Below are 15,622 nucleotides of genomic sequence, written 5' to 3'. Positions count from 1 at the left end.
GGTCACCAACCGTACGTCCATCCGGTTTAGTGTGCCGTGTCGGCACCCGGGTCCGCAGTCCCCTCTTCGGCGAGAAGCGCCTCCCACGCCCCCTCGATCTCACCGGCGTGCCGCCGGGCCGCGCTGGCGGCCCGTTCGGCGGCTCGCCGGGCCAGCTTGCGCCGGCTCACCTCCTGCTCGGCGCCGGCCCGTCGGCGTTCGACCTCGGCCAGCTCGGCCTCGATCGCGGCGAGCGTGTCGGCGGCGTCGCGTTCGGCCCCCGTCGCGCCGGTCAACTCCGCCTCGGCCCGGTCCTGGTCGGTCCGCGCCCTGGCCAGCTCCCGTTCCAGCGCCCGCCGCCGCTTCGCCCGTTCGGCCCGCTCGGCCCGTTCGGCCTCCCTGGCCCGTGCCGCCCGGTCGGCTTCCCCGGCCGACGCCGCCCGGTCGGCCTTCCCGGCCGACGCCGCCCGGTCGGCCTCCCGGGTCCGGCCGGTCCGCTTCGCCGGTGCCCCCGGGGCCGGACGCCCGCCACCCGACGGTTCCCCGGCACCGCCGGTGACCAGCCGGAGCTGCGGCCGGGGCACCTCGCCGAACCCGGCGTAGCTGGCGGCCCGGAGCAGCCGGCCGGAGCGGACCTGGGCGGCCACCTGCGGGTCGGCGAGCGCGGCGTTCAGCGTCGCCTCGACCTCGGCCAGTGGCAAGCGGTTGGCCGGAGGTGCGTCCTCGGTGTCGGCGGCCAGCGTCCGGGCCTCGGCCACCAGGGCGGCGACCACCGCGCGCCGCTGGGCGGAGAGTTCCCGCAGTTTCGGCCCCCGCAGGTCACGCTGCGCCGCCCGGAGCGCCTCGGCCAGCTCCCCCAGGCCGGCCACCAGCGCGGGACGGCGGAGGGCGAGCAGGTTGACCAGCCACGCCGCCACGGTGGGGCGACGCAGCTTCGCGATCTCCCGGGCGGTCGCCGGGTCGCCGGTCCGGCGCGCCTCAACCACGGCGGCGTCCCGGGCGGCCACGAACCGGTCCGGCGGCGTGCCGTAGAGCTGCTCGATCAGGTCGCGGGAGGGGCCGGGCATCGGCTCAGACGTCGATCCGGGTGCCCGGCGTCAACCGTTGGTAGTCGACGGTGGAGAGCCGCCGGAAGTTGCCCTCCAACACGGCGAGCCCGTTGGCGTTGAGCAGCCCGTCGTGCAGGGCGTAGGCCCGACGTGGCGCTACCGCCCGGAGGAAGTCCAGGGACTCGGAGAACTTCGCCCACGGTGCGTGGATCGGCAGGAAGAGGGTGTCGACCGGCGCGTCGTCCGGGGCGACCAGGGCGTCACCGGGGTGGTAGACCGTCTCGTCGACCAGGTATCCGAGGTTGTCCACCACCGGGATGTCCGGGTGGATCACGGCGTGCCGTCCGCCGTAGGCGCGGACCGGGATGCCGGCGGCGGTGAACGACTGCCCCGGCTCGACCGGGCTCAGCACGTCGGGCAGGCCGTCCACGGTGGTGGCCAGCGACGCCGGCCCGTACAGGGTGAACGGGCGCCGGTCGAGCTGGCGGGTCAGCGCCGCCACGTCCACGTGGTCCGGGTGCTGATGGGTGATCAGCACCGCGTCCACCCCGTCGAGCGCCTCGGCGGTCTCGCTGAACGTTCCGGGGTCGATGACGAGCACTGCCCCGTCGTGCTCGACCCGGACGCAGGAGTGGCCGTACTTGGTCAGTCGCATTCGTGACTCCTCGACAACCAAATTGTGATCTCTTCAGCGCAGTTTGCCGGAACGGAGACGGCACCGCGCCCCGTCTGATCGATCGCCTCGGCGGATGCAGTCAGCACATCAGACGGCCGGGGTCACAGGATCGGAGATAAAAATGGTGAATATCGGACGGCGGCGGCGGTGGGGCGTTCCGCTGGTGACCCTGGGCCTGGTGGCAGTGGTCGCCGTGGGCGGGTGCTCCGCCGACAGGGACAGCAGCAGCGCGCCGGCCGCGGACAGCGCGGCCGGGGGCGCACCCGCACCGGAGGCGGCGGAGCGGGGGGACACCGGCGCGAAGGACACGCCGGGCGGCGCTGGCGGCGTGGACCTGCGGGTGGACCAGCGCGCCATCATCTACACCGGGTCAGTGCGGGTGCAGGTCAAGGACGTGGACCAGGCTGCCCGGGACACGATCGCGCTGGTCACCGCAGCCGGCGGTTTCGTCGGCGGGGACGAGCGGCGCGGGGTCGACGAGTTCGCCCGCGCCAACCTGGAGCTGCGGGTGCCGGCAGAGCGGTTCACCGGGGTGGTCGACGGGATCGCCAAGCTGGGTGAGCAGCAGTGGCGGGAGGTCCGGACCGAGGACGTCACCGAGGAGACGGTCGACCTGGACGCCCGGATCATCACCCAGCGGGCCCGGGTGGAGAGCGCCCGCCGGCTGCTGGCCCGGGCCTCCTCGATCAGCGATCTCGTGTCGCTGGAGAACGAACTGGGCCGACGGGAGGCCGACCTCGCCTCGCTGGAGGCGAAGAAGCGCCGGCTGGCCGACCTCACCGCGCTCTCCACGATCAACGTCTCGCTCTCCACCGAGAAGGGCAGCCGCACCAGCGACGAGCGGGAGGAGACCGGTTTCCTGGCCGGGCTCGCCGCCGGCTGGCGGACCTTCCTGGACTCGGTGACGGTCCTGGTCACCGTGCTCGGCGCACTGCTGCCCTGGCTGGTCGTGCTCGCCGTACCGGTGGTGCTGGTCTGGCGGGCGGTGCGCAGGCGGCGCAGGCGGCGGGCCGCGCAGGTCGTTTCCGGCGCTCCGGCCTACCCGATGATGCCCGCTCCGGTGCACGCCGGGGTCGGTGCCGCCCCACGGCCGGCGACGCCCGCCCAGCGGTCGGCCGGGGGCGGCACGCCGCCGGGCGGGAGCGGTAACCTGGCGCAGCCGGCGACGCCCGCACCGCCGTCGGCCGGGAGCGGTACGCCGCCGTCGGCGGGTGGGGTCAGCGAGCCTCCGCCAGCGCCCGGAGCGCGGTCTGCACCATGAGCCGGACGCCGACCGCGATGGCGCGCTCGTCCACGTCGAACGACGGGCGGTGCAGGTCGAGGCTGGGCCCGGACCGGCCGACCCCGAGCCGGGCCAGCGCGCCGGGGACGTACTCCAGGTACCAGGAGAAGTCCTCGCCGCCCATGCTCTGCGGGGTCTCGGCGACCCCGTCGGGACCGAGCGCGGTGATCGTGGCGGCGGTGAGCACCTGGATCGCCCGCGCGTCGTTGCTGACCGGCGGGCGGCCCCGCAGGTACTCCAGGTCGACCGTGGCGCCGGTGGGGGCGAGGACGTCCCGGACCACCTGGGCGACGATCTTCGGCGCCTCCTCCCAGGCCTCCCGGGTCATCGCGCGCAGGGTGCCGGAGGCGACCGCCTCGGACGGGATGACGTTGTAGCGGGTGCCGGCCGTGGCCTGACCGAACACCAGCAGCAGGCCACTGTTGGCCGGCACCCGGCGGCTGACCAGCGCCGGGACCTCGGTGACCAGTCGGCCGAGGGCGTCGACCATGTCGACGGTGAGGTGCGGCCGGGCGGTGTGACCACCCGGCCCACTCAGCCGGACGGTGACGTTGTCGGCGGCGGCGGTGATCGGGCCCACCCGCAGGCCGATCCTGCCGACCGGCAGGTTGGGGTCGCAGTGCAGGGCGAAGATCTGGGTGACGTCCTCCAGGCCGCCGGCCTCGATGACCTCCAGCGAGCCGCAGGGCAGGATCTCCTCGGCCGGCTGGAAGATCAGCCGGACCCGGCCGGGCAGTTCGCCGAGGTCGGCGAGCTGGGCGAGGAGCATGCCGACCCCGAGCAGGACGGTGGTGTGCACGTCGTGGCCGCAGGCGTGGCAGACGCCGTCGACCGTGGAGCGGTACGGCACGTCCTTCACGTCGGTCAGCGGCAGCGCGTCGATGTCGGCGCGCAACGCGACCACCGGTCCGTCCGGGCGACCCTTGATGTCGCAGATCACCCCGTTGCCCTTGGGTAGCATGCGGGGTTGCAGCCCGGCCAGGGAGAGCTCCCGGGCGATCAGCGCGGCCGTCTCGAACTCCTCGCCGGAGAGTTCCGGGTGCGAGTGGAGGTGCCGACGGGTGGCGATGAGGCCGGGTGTCCGGAGCGCGAGCAGATGGTCGAGCTCGAACGGCAGGGGCTGGGATCCCGGCGGCGCCTCGTGCCAGGACGACGCCAGATGGCTGCCGTTGGGCAGCGTCAACGCACTCGTCACGTCGATTTCTCGATCACTGTGGATGGGATGGGACTCGGACAGCCTAGACCTTCGGCGGTGACGCTGCGCAATTTCATTACGGTGGCCGTCGGGGCGCGGAGCGTCACGAAAGTCCTGGTGGGAGCGCTCGCACACCTGCGGGACAGCAGGTGGATCGCCGTCAAGAGCCTTCATACGCCCCACACCTCCTACACCGTGTAACCGCTTCGGACCGGCGACAACGGCGTCGACCGCCCACCCGTTACTTCCGAATTGTCGCATTGGTCGACCTGGTGGCGGGCGCCTCCGACAACGACCCGACAGCGGACGTCCCGGCATCCGGGGCGGATGGGGCGCACGGAAGATCCCGAAGGTCCCACGACCGGACGTGCGCCCACCGCACAGGCTGTCCGTTCCCGTCCCCCAGGGGATTACCCGCCCGGTCCGGGACACTCACCCACCACGCCCCTTCTCGTCGCGTTCGTGCGCCCGACGTGCCACCGCCGGGTGGCCGGGACCGGGGGCTTTGACGCCCTCTGGCCGTCAGCACTGGGCGGCGGGGAACGGTCGGGGCGGAGGCGTCAGAAACGGTCGCTGGGCCGGTACGTCCCCCAGACCTCGCGCAGCGTCCCACAGACCTCGCCGACCGTGGCCCGGGCCCGCAGCACCTCGCGCATCGGGAGTAGCACGTTCTCCGTACCCGAGGCGGCGGCCCGCAGCTCGGCGAGGGCCCGCTCGACGGCGGCCGAGTCCCGCGAGCGCCGCAGCGTCGCCAGCCGCTCGGCCTGGGCCGCCTCGATCGCCGGGTCCACCCGCAGCGGCTCGTACGGCTCCTCCTCGTCGACCGCGAACCGGTTGAGACCCACCACCACCCGTTCACCGGAGTCGATCTCCTGCGCCATCCGGTACGCGGACTGCTCGATCTCGCGCTTCTGGAACCCGGCCTCGATCGCGTCCACCACCGAGCCGTGGTCGGCGACCCGGGTCATCAGATCGTCGACCGCCGCCTCGATCTCGGCGGTCATCGCCTCCACCACGTACGACCCGGCGAAGGGGTCGACGGTCGCCGTCAGGTCGGTCTCGTACGCCAGCACCTGCTGGGTACGCAGGGCGAGCCGGGCCGCCTTCTCGGTGGGCAGCGCGATGGCCTCGTCGAAGCTGTTGGTGTGCAGCGACTGGGTCCCGCCGAGCACCGCGCCGAGCCCCTGGATCGCCACCCGGACCAGGTTCACCTCGGGCTGCTGGGCGGTGAGCTGCACGCCCGCGGTCTGGGTGTGGAAGCGCAGCATCAGCGACTTCGGGTTCTTCGCGCCGAACTCGTCACGCATCAGCCGGGCCCAGATCCGCCGGGCGGCGCGGAACTTCGCGACCTCCTCCAGCAGGGTCGTGCGGGCCACGAAGAAGAACGACAGCCGGGGGGCGAAGTCGTCCACGGCCAGCCCGGCGGCGATCGCGGCACGGACGTACTCCACCCCGTTGGCCAGGGTGAAGGCGATCTCCTGCACGGGCGTCGCGCCGGCCTCGGCCATGTGGTAGCCGGAGATGGAGATGGTGTTCCACTTCGGCACCTCCGTGCGGCAGTACGCGAAGGTGTCGGCGACCAGCCGCAGCGACGGCTTCGGCGGGAAGATGTACGTGCCCCGGGCGATGTACTCCTTGAGGATGTCGTTCTGGATCGTGCCGTTGAGGTCCGCGCCGGCGACCCCGTTCTCCTCGGCGACGAGCTGGTAGAGCAGGAGCAGCACCGAGCCCGGCGCGTTGATCGTCATCGAGGTGGAGACCTTGTCCAGCGGGATGCCGTCGAACAGCGTCCGCATGTCCTCGATCGAGTCGATCGCCACCCCGACCTTGCCGACCTCGCCGTGCGCGATCGGGTCGTCGGAGTCGTACCCCATCTGGGTGGGCAGGTCGAAGGCGACGGAGAGGCCCATCGTGCCGGCCCGCAGGAGCTGGTGGTAGCGGGCGTTGGACTCGGCGGCGGTGCCGAAGCCGGCGTACTGCCGCATGGTCCACGGTCGCGAGGTGTACATCGTCGGGTACACGCCCCGGGTGTACGGGAACTCGCCCGGCCCGCCGAGACGGGCGTCCAGGTCTGCGGGGAGGTCGTCCGCCGTGTAGACGTCCTTGATCGGGAAGCCGGACTCGCTTGACCGCCGTTCGCTCATCCTGAGGATGGTAGGACGACCGGCTCGACGCAGGGATGAGGGATTGGGCACATCTTGCTCGACGAGGCTCGACGGGCGACGCTGGGACCAGCACATATGGTCGTCGGTGAAAGAACGCCCGCCGCGTCGGCTTTCGCATCGGGTGTCGGAACCCGCAAGATAGGGGGGTTGTGTCCCAGCCCCCTCGATTTACTCCGGTGGCTTTTCTGTGACTCAGATCCCGACGTGGAGCGGCGGACCGGCCAGTCCCCCCAACGGGCGTGCAGCCCCCGGCACCACCATCGGTGGTCGCTACGAGCTGCGCTCCCCGGTGGGCAACGGCGGCATGGGGACGGTCTGGCGGGCCACTGACACACTTCTCCGACGTGACGTGGCGGTCAAGGAGGTCGTCCTCCCGCCGGGCCTGGCGCCCAGCGACCGCGACGCGATGTACGAACGCACACTCCGCGAGGCACGCGCCGCCGCAGCCATCCAGCACCCGGCCGTGGTGCAGGTCTACGACGTGGTCACCGAGGGTGGCCGGCCGTGGATCGTGATGGAGCTGCTCGACGCCCGCAGCCTGGCCGACATGGTCATCGAGGACGGACCGGTCGCCCCACGCGCCGTCGCCAAGATCGGCATCGCGCTGCTCGGCGCGCTGGAGGTGGCGCACGCGATGAGCGTGCTGCACCGGGACGTGAAACCGGCCAACGTGCTGATCTGCACCGACGGCCGCTGCGTGCTCACCGACTTCGGCGTCGCCCGGATGCCCACCGACGTCCAGCTCACCACCCCGGGCATGGTGCTCGGCTCACCGCACTTCATCTCCCCCGAGCGGGCCATGGGGCAGGACTTCGGTCCGCCGAGCGACCTGTTCTCGCTGGGCGTGACCCTCTACACCGCGGTCGAGGGGCGTCCCCCGTTCGACAAGGGCGACCCGATCGAGACCATGCACTCGGTGGTCGAGGACGAGCCGGCCCCGCCGACCCGCAGCGGGCCGCTGACCCGGGTGCTGATGGGGCTGCTGGAGAAGGACCCGGCCCGCCGCTTCGACGTGCACACCTCCCGGGCCATGCTGCGGGAGCTGCTCGCCGGCCCGCTGGCGAGCAACGCGGCGGCGGTCAACTCGGTCACCGACCCGTACGCGGTGGTGCCGGTGCAGCGCCCCGCCACGCCGCACCCGATCCCGGTCGAGGCCGAGGCCGAGGCCGAGGAGCCGAAGCCGACCGGCCAGATCGGCGGCCGGGCCATGCTCGCGCCCGGGGAGTCGCTGACCGACCGGCTCGCCGCACTGCGGCGGGGCGAGACGCCGAAGGCGATCACCCCGGCACCGACCGCCGCGCTGGAGGACACCAGCGCGGACGCGCTCGCCGGACCGCTGCACACCCCGACCGGCGCGATGCCCCCACCCAGCGCCCGCGCCGAGCGGTCGGGCACCACCTACGGCGGCCCGGCGACCGGCGACGCGCCGCCGTCGGTCGTCCGGGAGGACACCTCGCCCACGGTCAACCTCGGACGCGCCTGGGCGAAGGGCGGCTTCGGCGCGGACCCGACGGTCAACCTCGGCCGGCGGACGGAGACGCCCCGCCCGGTGACCTACGGCCGGGCGGCGGACGCCACGCAGCAGGTCCCGGCGGGCGGCTCGCCGGAGTCCACCCAGCGCCTCGGCTCCCCGTACGGGTCCACCTACGGCGCGCCGGCCGGCAACCAGTGGTCGGTGCCGGGCACCGGGCAGCCGTGGGCCGTACCGGCCGCCACCGGGCCGGGCACCACCCCCGCCGCCGACGGCGGTCGGGGTGGCGTGGGAGGGGTGCTGGAGCAGGTCCGTCGCTGGCCGCGCAAGGTCCAGCTCGCCGCCGCCGGTGGGCTGGCCGTGGTGCTGCTGATCGGCCTGGTCGCCGTGTTCAGTGGCGGCGACCAGGAGCCGCCGGCCAACCCGCAGACCCAGCCGAGCGCCTCCGCGCCGGCCGCACCCGCCCTGGAGATGCAGGAGCACTCCGCCCGCGGCATCGCGATGCTGGTGCCCAAGGGCTGGAAGAAGGCCAGCGGCGGCAGCTACACCGACTACACCGACCCGGAGGACAGCGGCCGACGGGTCCGCATCATCACCGAGGACTTCTCCGCCACCTCCACGTCGATGCGGTGGGCGGAGATCGCCGCGGACGGGCTACGGACCCGGAACTCCTGCGCCAAGCCGTACAACCAGCTCGCCATGGACGAGCAGGAGTTGGCCGGCAAGCCCGCCGCCCAGCTCGAGTACACCTGCGGCTCGGGCGAGACCATGCGGCACGGGGTGTGGCGCGGTGTCGCCCACGACGGAAAGGCCTACTCGTTCTACCTGACCGCCAACGACTCCCGCTTCGCGGAGAGCAGGCCGATCTTCGACCAGATGGTGAAGTCGTTCCAACTGACCGACGCCGGCTGAGTCGAGCCGACGGGACGTGGTGATCCGCCGCCGTGCTATCAAGGGGCATGGCGGCGGATCTCATTGACACCATCGACGACCTTCGCGAGCGCGCCCGGCGCTGGCTCGACGACGACCCCGACCCGGCCGGCCGGGAGGAACTCCAGGCCGTGCTCGACCGGCTCCCGGAGAGCGCCCCCGAGCTGGCCGACCGGTTCGCCGGGCCGTTGACCTTCGGCACGGCCGGGCTGCGCGGTCCGCTGCGCGCCGGCCCGAACGGGATGAACCTCGCGGTGGTCACCCAGGCCGCGGCCGGGCTGGTCACCTGGCTCGCCGCCGAGGGCGCCACCGGCCCCCTGGTGATCGGGTACGACGCGCGACGCGGCTCGAAGGAGTTCGCCGAGCGCACCGCGGAGGTCGCCACCGGAGCGGGTCGGCCCGCCATGCTCCTGCCCCGACCGCTGCCCACCCCCGTGCTCGCGTACGCGGTGCGGCACCTCGACGCGGCGGCCGGGGTGATGGTCACCGCCAGTCACAACCCGCCCGAGGACAACGGCTACAAGGTCTACCTCGGCGCGCGGCTCGGCGGGGCCACCGGTGCGGGCGCGCAGATCGTGCCACCGGCCGACCGGGGCATCGAGGCGGCGATCCGGGCGGTCGGCCCGCTGGCCGAGGTGCCGCTCGGCCCACCCGGGCAGGTGCTCGGCGACGACCTGGCCGTCGCGTACGTCCGGCATGCGGTGGAGGTGATCGGCCCGGACGGGCCCCGGAGCCTGAAGGTCGCGTACACGCCCCTGCACGGGGTGGGCGCGGCGGTGCTCACCGCCGCCTTCAGCCGGGCCGGTTTCGGGGTGCCCGGGGTGGTGCCCGAGCAGGCCGAGCCGGACGGCACCTTCCCGACCGTCTCCTTCCCCAATCCCGAGGAGCCGGGCGCGGTGGACCGACTGGTCGCGCTCGCCCGGTCGACCCGGGCGGACCTCGCCATCGCCAACGACCCGGACGCCGACCGGTGCGCCGTGGTGGTTCCGGACGTCGCGGCCGGCGGATGGCGGATGCTGCGCGGTGACGAGGTCGGGGTGCTTCTCGCCGACCATCTGATGCGCCGGGGCGTCCGGGGCCTGTACGCCACCACCATCGTCTCGTCCGCGCTGCTGCGGGCCATGTGTGCCGCCCGCGACCTGCCGTACGACGAGACGCTGACCGGGTTCAAGTGGATCGTCCGGGCCGGCGACGGCAGCGCGCCGCTGGTCTTCGGGTACGAGGAGGCGCTCGGCTACTGCGTCGCGCCGGAGCACGTCCGGGACAAGGACGGCATCACCGCCGCGCTCACCGTCGCCGAACTGGCCGCCGGCCTGAAGGCGGAGGGTCGTACGCTCACCGACCGGCTGGACGAGCTGGCCGCCGAGTTCGGCGTGCACCACACCGACCAGTACGCCGTCCGGGTGACCGACCTGCGGCTGATCGCCGACGCGATGGCCCGGGTCCGGGCCGCCACCCCGACGACGCTGCTCGGCCGTCCGGTCACCGAGACCCGGGACCTGCTCCCCGAGGCCGACGTCGTGATCCTGCGGACCGACACCGCCCGCGTGGTGATCCGCCCCTCGGGCACCGAGCCGAAGCTGAAGGCGTACCTGGAGGTGGTGGCACCGGTCGCGGACGGCGACGTGGCCGCGGCCCGGGAGCGGGCCAGGACCGCCGTCACCGCCCTGCGCACCGAGGTCGCCGCCGCACTCGGCCTGTAGACCGCCCGCGGCCGCCCGCCGGCCGGCTCCGCGGTCACCCCGGGTGGCCGGCGGATCGAGCGGGCGGTCGCCCGGGTCAGGCCCGCTTGCCGAGCGCCTGGTCGACGGCCCGCCCGAGGGCGGCGATGACCAGCGCCACCGAGGGGCGGACAATGGAGTCGTCCATGCCGACGGTGCCGGAGAACCCGGCCCCGCCAGCGATCTCCTCCAACCGGCGGTGGGCGTCGGCGGCGGCGTCCCCGGTCAGCCCGAGGACGGACTCCATCCGCACCGCGCAGACCAGGGTGGCCAGGGCGGCGGTCCGCTCGTCCGGCACCGGACCACCGGTGAGCGCGTCGGCGAGGCGACGTCGGGTGTCCTGCTCCACCGACGGGTCGACCATCGGGTAGCGGTGGACGTGGATGTAACCCAGTTCGGTCTCGTCGACGTCCCGCACCACGCCGCGCCCGCAGAGGTCCCCGAGGATCCGGTCCCGCAGGCCGTGGCGGAGCCGCTGCACCCAGGAGGAGGGGCTGCGGGGGCTGTCGTCGGCGGCGATCCGGGCCAGCACGTCGTCGATGATCGGCTCACCGGTCGGGGACGGGTCGGCCACCACCAGGGAGCCGTCGGAGTAGGCGATCCGGCCGGCGAGGGCGAGTTCCACCAGAACCGCGGCGGCCATGCCGAGGTCCAGGCTGATCCGCGGCATCGTCGCCTTGCCGGTTTCGTCGTCGTAGGCGAGGAGCAGCAGCTCCTCGGCAAGCGCAACACCAGTCATCAACAAATTCCCTTCCGGGGATACTCCGGCTTCCGGCCGGGGAGGAAACGGAACCACTGCGAAGCAGGACAGGGACAGCCAACCACCGCTTGGGCTGTGCCGGTGCGGCACGACCCACGACCGCGACGTCAACGCGGCACGGAACATCCTGGTTGCCGGGCTGGCGGTAACGGCCTGTGGAGCTGGTGTCAGACCTCAATGGGATACCTCCCGGACGGGGCAGTCGGCGACGAAGCAGGAAACCCCTGGGGCGACCCCGAGAATCCCCCGCCTTCAAGCGAGGGAGGATCTCAAGGCCGGAGACGATAGCGGGTTGACGCCGCCTCCCGCACCCGTCTGGCGCGAGCCGTCGCCCGGAATCCCGCTCCGGGCGACGGAACCGCTGGTCAGAAGCGCGGCATGCCGCCGAACTGCCGGTCCCCGGCGTCCCCCAGACCGGGCACGATGAACATCTGGTCGTTGAGCCCGTCGTCGATCGAGGCGGTCACCAGGCGCAGCGGCAGGCCGGACTGCTCCAGCCGGGCGATCCCGGCCGGCGCGGCCAGCACGCAGAGCACGGTGATGTCGGTGCAGCCCCGGTCGGCGAGCAGCCGGCAGCAGTGCTCCAGCGAGCCCCCGGTGGCGAGCATCGGGTCGAGCACCAGCACCGGGAGACCGGCCAGGTCCCGGGGGAGGGACTCCATGTAGGCGCGGGGCTCGTACGTCTCCTCGTCCCGGGCCAGCCCGACGAAGCCCATCGAGGACTCCGGCAGCAGGCCGAGCGCGGCGTCGGCCATCCCCAGACCGGCCCGGAGTACCGGCACCAGCAGCGGCGGGTTGGCCAGCCGGGTGCCCTCGGTGTCGGTGACCGGCGTACTCACCGAGTACTTCTCCACCGGGAAGGAGCGCGCGGCCTCGTACACCAGCATGGTGGTGAGTTCGTGCAGCGCCGCCCGGAACATGGAGGAGTCGGTGCGGGCGTCGCGCATCGCGGTGAGCCGCGACTGGGCGAGCGGATGGTCGATCACGTGTACGTCCACGGTCGTCCAACCTACCGAACGCCTCGCCGACGGGCACCGGCCCCGGCGGAGCCGACCAGCGCTTTCACTGCCGCGTCCGGCCCGCTCCGGCGGTCCGGTCGACGGCGGGCACGTGATCAGGATCACCGATGTCCCGGGTGCGTAGACTTCCCGGCATGACGGCGACAGCGACGTCGGCCCGGTCGGACCTCTCCGAGCTGGGACGATCCGAGACCGCTCTGCGGACCTTCCTGCATGGCCTGCCGGGCGTGGACCAGGTCGGCGCGGAGCAGCGGGCGGCCCAGCTCGGCACCCGCTCCATCAAGACCACGGCCAAGGCCACGGCGATCGACCTGGCGATCCGGATGGTCGACCTGACCACGCTGGAGGGGGCGGACACCCCCGGCAAGGTCCGGGCGCTGGCCGCCAAGGCGCTGCGCCCCGACCCGGCCGACCCGTCCTGCCCGCACGTCGGCGCGGTCTGCGTCTACCCGGCGATGGTCCCGTTCGTGGCCGAGGTGTTGCGGGGCTCCGGGGTGCACCTGGCCAGCGTGGCGACCGCCTTCCCGTCCGGGCAGGCCCCGCTGGAGGTCAAGCTCGCCGACACCCGGGCCGCCGTCGCGGCCGGCGCGGACGAGATCGACATGGTGATCAGCCGGGGCGCGTTCCTGGCCGGTCGGTTCACGGAGGTCTACGACGAGATCGTGGCCACCAAGGAGACGTGCGGCGACGCCCACCTCAAGGTCATCCTGGAGACCGGTGAACTGGTCACCTACGACAACGTGCGCCGGGCCTCCTGGCTGGCGATGATGGCCGGTGCCGACTTCATCAAGACCTCGACCGGCAAGGTGCCTTCGGCGGCCACCCTGCCGGTGACGCTGGTGATGCTGGAGGCGGTCCGCGACTTCCGGGCCGCGACCGGCCGGCAGGTGGGCGTGAAGCCGGCCGGCGGGATCAAGACGACCAAGGACGCCATCAAGTACCTGGTGATGGTCAACGAGACGGTCGGCGCGGACTGGCTCGACCCGGACTGGTTCCGGTTCGGCGCGTCCAGCCTCCTCAACGACCTGCTGATGCAGCGCACCAAGCTGACGACCGGCGTCTACTCCGGTCCCGACTACTTCACCCTGGACTGAGAGCGATGTTCGAATACGCACCCGCCCCCGAGTCCCGCTCGGTGGTGGACATCAAGGCCTCGTACGGGCTCTTCGTCGACGGTGCGTTCGTCGACCCGGCCGACGGCGGCAGCTTCAAGTCGATCAACCCGGCCTCCGAGGAGGTGCTGGCCGAGGTCGCCGAGGGCGGCGCGGCGGACGTGGACCGCGCGGTCCGCGCCGCGCGGAAGGCGTACGAGAAGGTCTGGGGTCCGATGGCGGGCCGGGACCGGGCCAAGTACCTGTTCCGGATCGCCCGGATCATCCAGGAGCGCTCCCGCGAGCTGGCGGTGCTGGAGTCGCTGGACAACGGCAAGCCGATCAGGGAGTCCCGGGACGTCGACCTGCCGCTGGTCGCCGCGCACTTCTTCTACTACGCCGGCTGGGCCGACAAGCTGCCGTACGCGGGTTTCGGCTCCGACCCGAAGCCGCTCGGGGTGGCCGCCCAGGTCATCCCGTGGAACTTCCCGCTGCTCATGCTGGCCTGGAAGATCGCCCCGGCGCTGGCGGCCGGCAACACGGTGGTGCTGAAGCCGGCCGAGACCACCCCGCTCACCGCGCTGGTCTTCGCCGAGATCTGCCAGCAGGCCGACCTGCCGCCCGGCGTGGTCAACATCGTCACCGGCGCCGGCGAGACCGGCCGTGCGCTGGTCGAGCACCCGGGGACCGACAAGGTCGCCTTCACCGGCTCCACCGAGGTCGGCCGGGCCATCGCCCGCGCGGTCGCCGGCACCCGCAAGAAGCTCACCCTGGAGCTGGGCGGCAAGGCGGCGAACATCGTCTTCGACGACGCGCCGGTCGACCAGGCGGTCGAGGGGATCGTCGACGGCATCTTCTTCAACCAGGGGCACGTCTGCTGCGCCGGTTCCCGGCTGCTGCTCCAGGAGTCGGTCGCCGAGCCGGTGCTGGAGTCCCTGAAGCGACGGATGGCGCAACTGCGGGTCGGTGACCCGTTGGACAAGAACACCGACATCGGCGCGATCAACTCGGCCGCCCAGCTCGCCCGGATCACGGAGCTGTCCGAGGCCGGCGCGGCGGAGGGCGCGCAGCGCTGGTCGCCCGCGTGCGAGCTGCCCGAGCGGGGCTTCTGGTTCGCCCCGACGATCTTCACCGGGGTCACCCAGGCGCACCGGATCGCCCGGGAGGAGATTTTCGGCCCGGTGCTCTCCGTGCTGACCTTCCGGACCCCGGCCGAGGCCGTCGAGAAGGCCAACAACACGCCGTACGGGCTCTCCGCCGGCATCTGGACCGAGAAGGGCTCCCGGATCCTCTGGATGGCCGACCGGCTGCGCGCCGGGGTGGTCTGGGCCAACACGTTCAACAAGTTCGACCCGACCTCGCCGTTCGGCGGCTACAAGGAGTCGGGCTACGGTCGCGAGGGCGGCCGGCACGGGCTGGAGGCGTACCTCAATGTCTGAGCGGGTCGCGGTACGCAAGACGTACAAGCTCTTCATCGGCGGGAAGTTCCCCCGCAGCGAGTCGGGACGGTCGTATCCGGTGCAGAACGCCAATGTCGCCCTCTCCTCCCGTAAGGACGTCCGGGACGCGGTGGTCGCCGCCCGTGCCGCGATGAAGGGCTGGTCCGGCGCGACCGCGTACAATCGGGGGCAGATCCTCTACCGGGTCGCCGAGATGCTGGAGGGGCGGCGCGAGCAGTTCGTCGCGCTCGGCGTGCCGGGCGACGAGGTGGACGCGGCCACCGACCGCTGGGTCTGGTACGCCGGCTGGTCCGACAAGCTCCCCCAGGTGTACGGCGGCGCGAACCCGGTCGCCGGGCCGTACTTCAACCTCTCCGCGCCGGAGCCGACCGGCGTGGTGGGCGTGGTGGCCCCGGAGCGGCCGGCGCTGCTCGGCCTGGTCAGCGTGATCGCCCCGGCGATCGTCAGCGGCAACACGGTGGTGGTGCTCGCCTCGCCGACCGAGCCGCTGGCCGCGACCACCCTGGCCGAGGTGCTCGCCACCTCGGATCTCCCGGGCGGCGTGGTCAACCTGCTCACCGGCCGGATCACCGAGACGGCCCCGACGCTCGCCGGTCACATGGACGTCAACGCCCTCGACCTGACCGGTGTCACCGACCCGGAGCTGGCCGCCGACCTGGAGGTCGCGGCCGCGCAGAACCTCAAGCGCGTCCTCCGCCCGGCCCCGGCCGACCACGACTGGTCCGCCGACCCCGGTCTCACCCGCATGACCACCCTCCTGGAGACCAAGACGGTCTGGCACCCCAAGGGGGTGTGACCGCGGTTCTTGCCGTGTGGGTTTCGGT

12 protein-coding genes are annotated in these 15,622 nt (G+C 73.0%); 6 read left to right on the top strand and 6 right to left on the bottom strand.

Annotated elements, in window-relative coordinates; translation table 11 throughout:
- Positions 1 to 26 precede the first annotated feature (26 nt).
- On the bottom strand, positions 27 to 1,046 hold the full coding sequence (locus tag GA0074694_RS11870) for a serine/threonine-protein kinase (RefSeq protein WP_091456979.1): 1,020 nt from the start codon (positions 1,044 to 1,046) through the stop codon (positions 27 to 29).
- Between the two features lie 4 nt (positions 1,047 to 1,050).
- Positions 1,051 to 1,683: an MBL fold metallo-hydrolase gene (locus GA0074694_RS11865; RefSeq protein WP_091456976.1), complete on the bottom strand. Its 633-nt coding sequence runs from the start codon at positions 1,681 to 1,683 to the stop codon at positions 1,051 to 1,053.
- A gap of 142 nt (positions 1,684 to 1,825) precedes the next feature.
- On the opposite strand from GA0074694_RS11865, the gene GA0074694_RS11860 reads away from it, so the two are divergent.
- The gene (locus GA0074694_RS11860; RefSeq protein WP_091456971.1) at positions 1,826 to 2,965 is read left to right on the top strand and encodes a DUF4349 domain-containing protein; all 1,140 of its coding nucleotides are present in this window, start codon (positions 1,826 to 1,828) and stop codon (positions 2,963 to 2,965) included.
- On the opposite strand, the gene GA0074694_RS11855 is transcribed toward GA0074694_RS11860, so the two are convergent.
- Both GA0074694_RS11855 and GA0074694_RS11850 read right to left on the bottom strand, forming a co-directional pair.
- On the bottom strand, positions 2,922 to 4,181 hold the full coding sequence (locus tag GA0074694_RS11855; protein ID WP_091456967.1) for an amidohydrolase: 1,260 nt from the start codon (positions 4,179 to 4,181) through the stop codon (positions 2,922 to 2,924). The two genes, GA0074694_RS11860 and GA0074694_RS11855, sit on opposite strands and share 44 nt — an antisense overlap.
- Positions 4,182 to 4,741: 560 nt before the next feature.
- Positions 4,742 to 6,325, bottom strand: coding sequence for an acyl-CoA mutase large subunit family protein (locus GA0074694_RS11850; RefSeq protein ID WP_091456963.1), 1,584 nt, complete (start codon positions 6,323 to 6,325; stop codon positions 4,742 to 4,744).
- 208 nt (positions 6,326 to 6,533) lie between these two features.
- On the opposite strand from GA0074694_RS11850, the gene GA0074694_RS11845 reads away from it, so the two are divergent.
- Together GA0074694_RS11845 and GA0074694_RS11840 are read left to right on the top strand one after the other, a co-directional pair.
- Positions 6,534 to 8,729 carry a protein kinase domain-containing protein gene (locus GA0074694_RS11845; RefSeq protein ID WP_091456960.1) on the top strand — a complete coding sequence of 732 codons (2,196 nt, stop codon included), beginning with the start codon at positions 6,534 to 6,536 and terminating at the stop codon, positions 8,727 to 8,729.
- A gap of 47 nt (positions 8,730 to 8,776) precedes the next feature.
- Positions 8,777 to 10,450, top strand: coding sequence for a phospho-sugar mutase (locus GA0074694_RS11840; RefSeq protein WP_091456955.1), 1,674 nt, complete (start codon positions 8,777 to 8,779; stop codon positions 10,448 to 10,450).
- A gap of 76 nt (positions 10,451 to 10,526) precedes the next feature.
- Here GA0074694_RS11840 and GA0074694_RS11835 read toward each other — a convergent pair whose 3' ends face one another.
- Positions 10,527 to 11,207, bottom strand: a complete 681-nt coding sequence (locus GA0074694_RS11835; protein ID WP_091456951.1) for a GOLPH3/VPS74 family protein — start codon at positions 11,205 to 11,207, stop codon at positions 10,527 to 10,529.
- Between the two features lie 386 nt (positions 11,208 to 11,593).
- A complete protein-coding gene (upp, locus tag GA0074694_RS11830) occupies positions 11,594 to 12,226 on the bottom strand; it encodes a uracil phosphoribosyltransferase (RefSeq protein WP_091456947.1) in 633 nt (210 codons plus the stop codon).
- A 155-nt stretch (positions 12,227 to 12,381) separates the two neighbouring features.
- On the opposite strand from upp, the gene deoC reads away from it, so the two are divergent.
- From deoC to GA0074694_RS11815, 3 genes are read left to right on the top strand one after another with little or no spacing between them, the layout of a single operon-like run.
- Positions 12,382 to 13,341 carry a deoxyribose-phosphate aldolase gene (gene deoC / locus GA0074694_RS11825; protein ID WP_091456943.1) on the top strand — a complete coding sequence of 320 codons (960 nt, stop codon included), beginning with the start codon at positions 12,382 to 12,384 and terminating at the stop codon, positions 13,339 to 13,341.
- Between the two features lie 5 nt (positions 13,342 to 13,346).
- A complete protein-coding gene (locus tag GA0074694_RS11820) occupies positions 13,347 to 14,777 on the top strand; it encodes an aldehyde dehydrogenase family protein (RefSeq protein ID WP_091456940.1) in 1,431 nt (476 codons plus the stop codon).
- A complete protein-coding gene (locus GA0074694_RS11815) occupies positions 14,770 to 15,594 on the top strand; it encodes an aldehyde dehydrogenase family protein (protein WP_091456937.1) in 825 nt (274 codons plus the stop codon). Before GA0074694_RS11820 ends, GA0074694_RS11815 begins: the two co-directional genes overlap by 8 nt.
- Positions 15,595 to 15,622 lie beyond the last annotated feature (28 nt).

Origin of the sequence: Micromonospora inyonensis, from assembly GCF_900091415.1 — a bacterium.
GTDB classification, from domain to species: Bacteria; Actinomycetota; Actinomycetes; order Mycobacteriales; family Micromonosporaceae; genus Micromonospora; species Micromonospora inyonensis.
The sequence above is the reverse complement of the archived record's forward strand: the minus strand, read 5'-3'. Positions and strand labels throughout refer to the sequence as shown.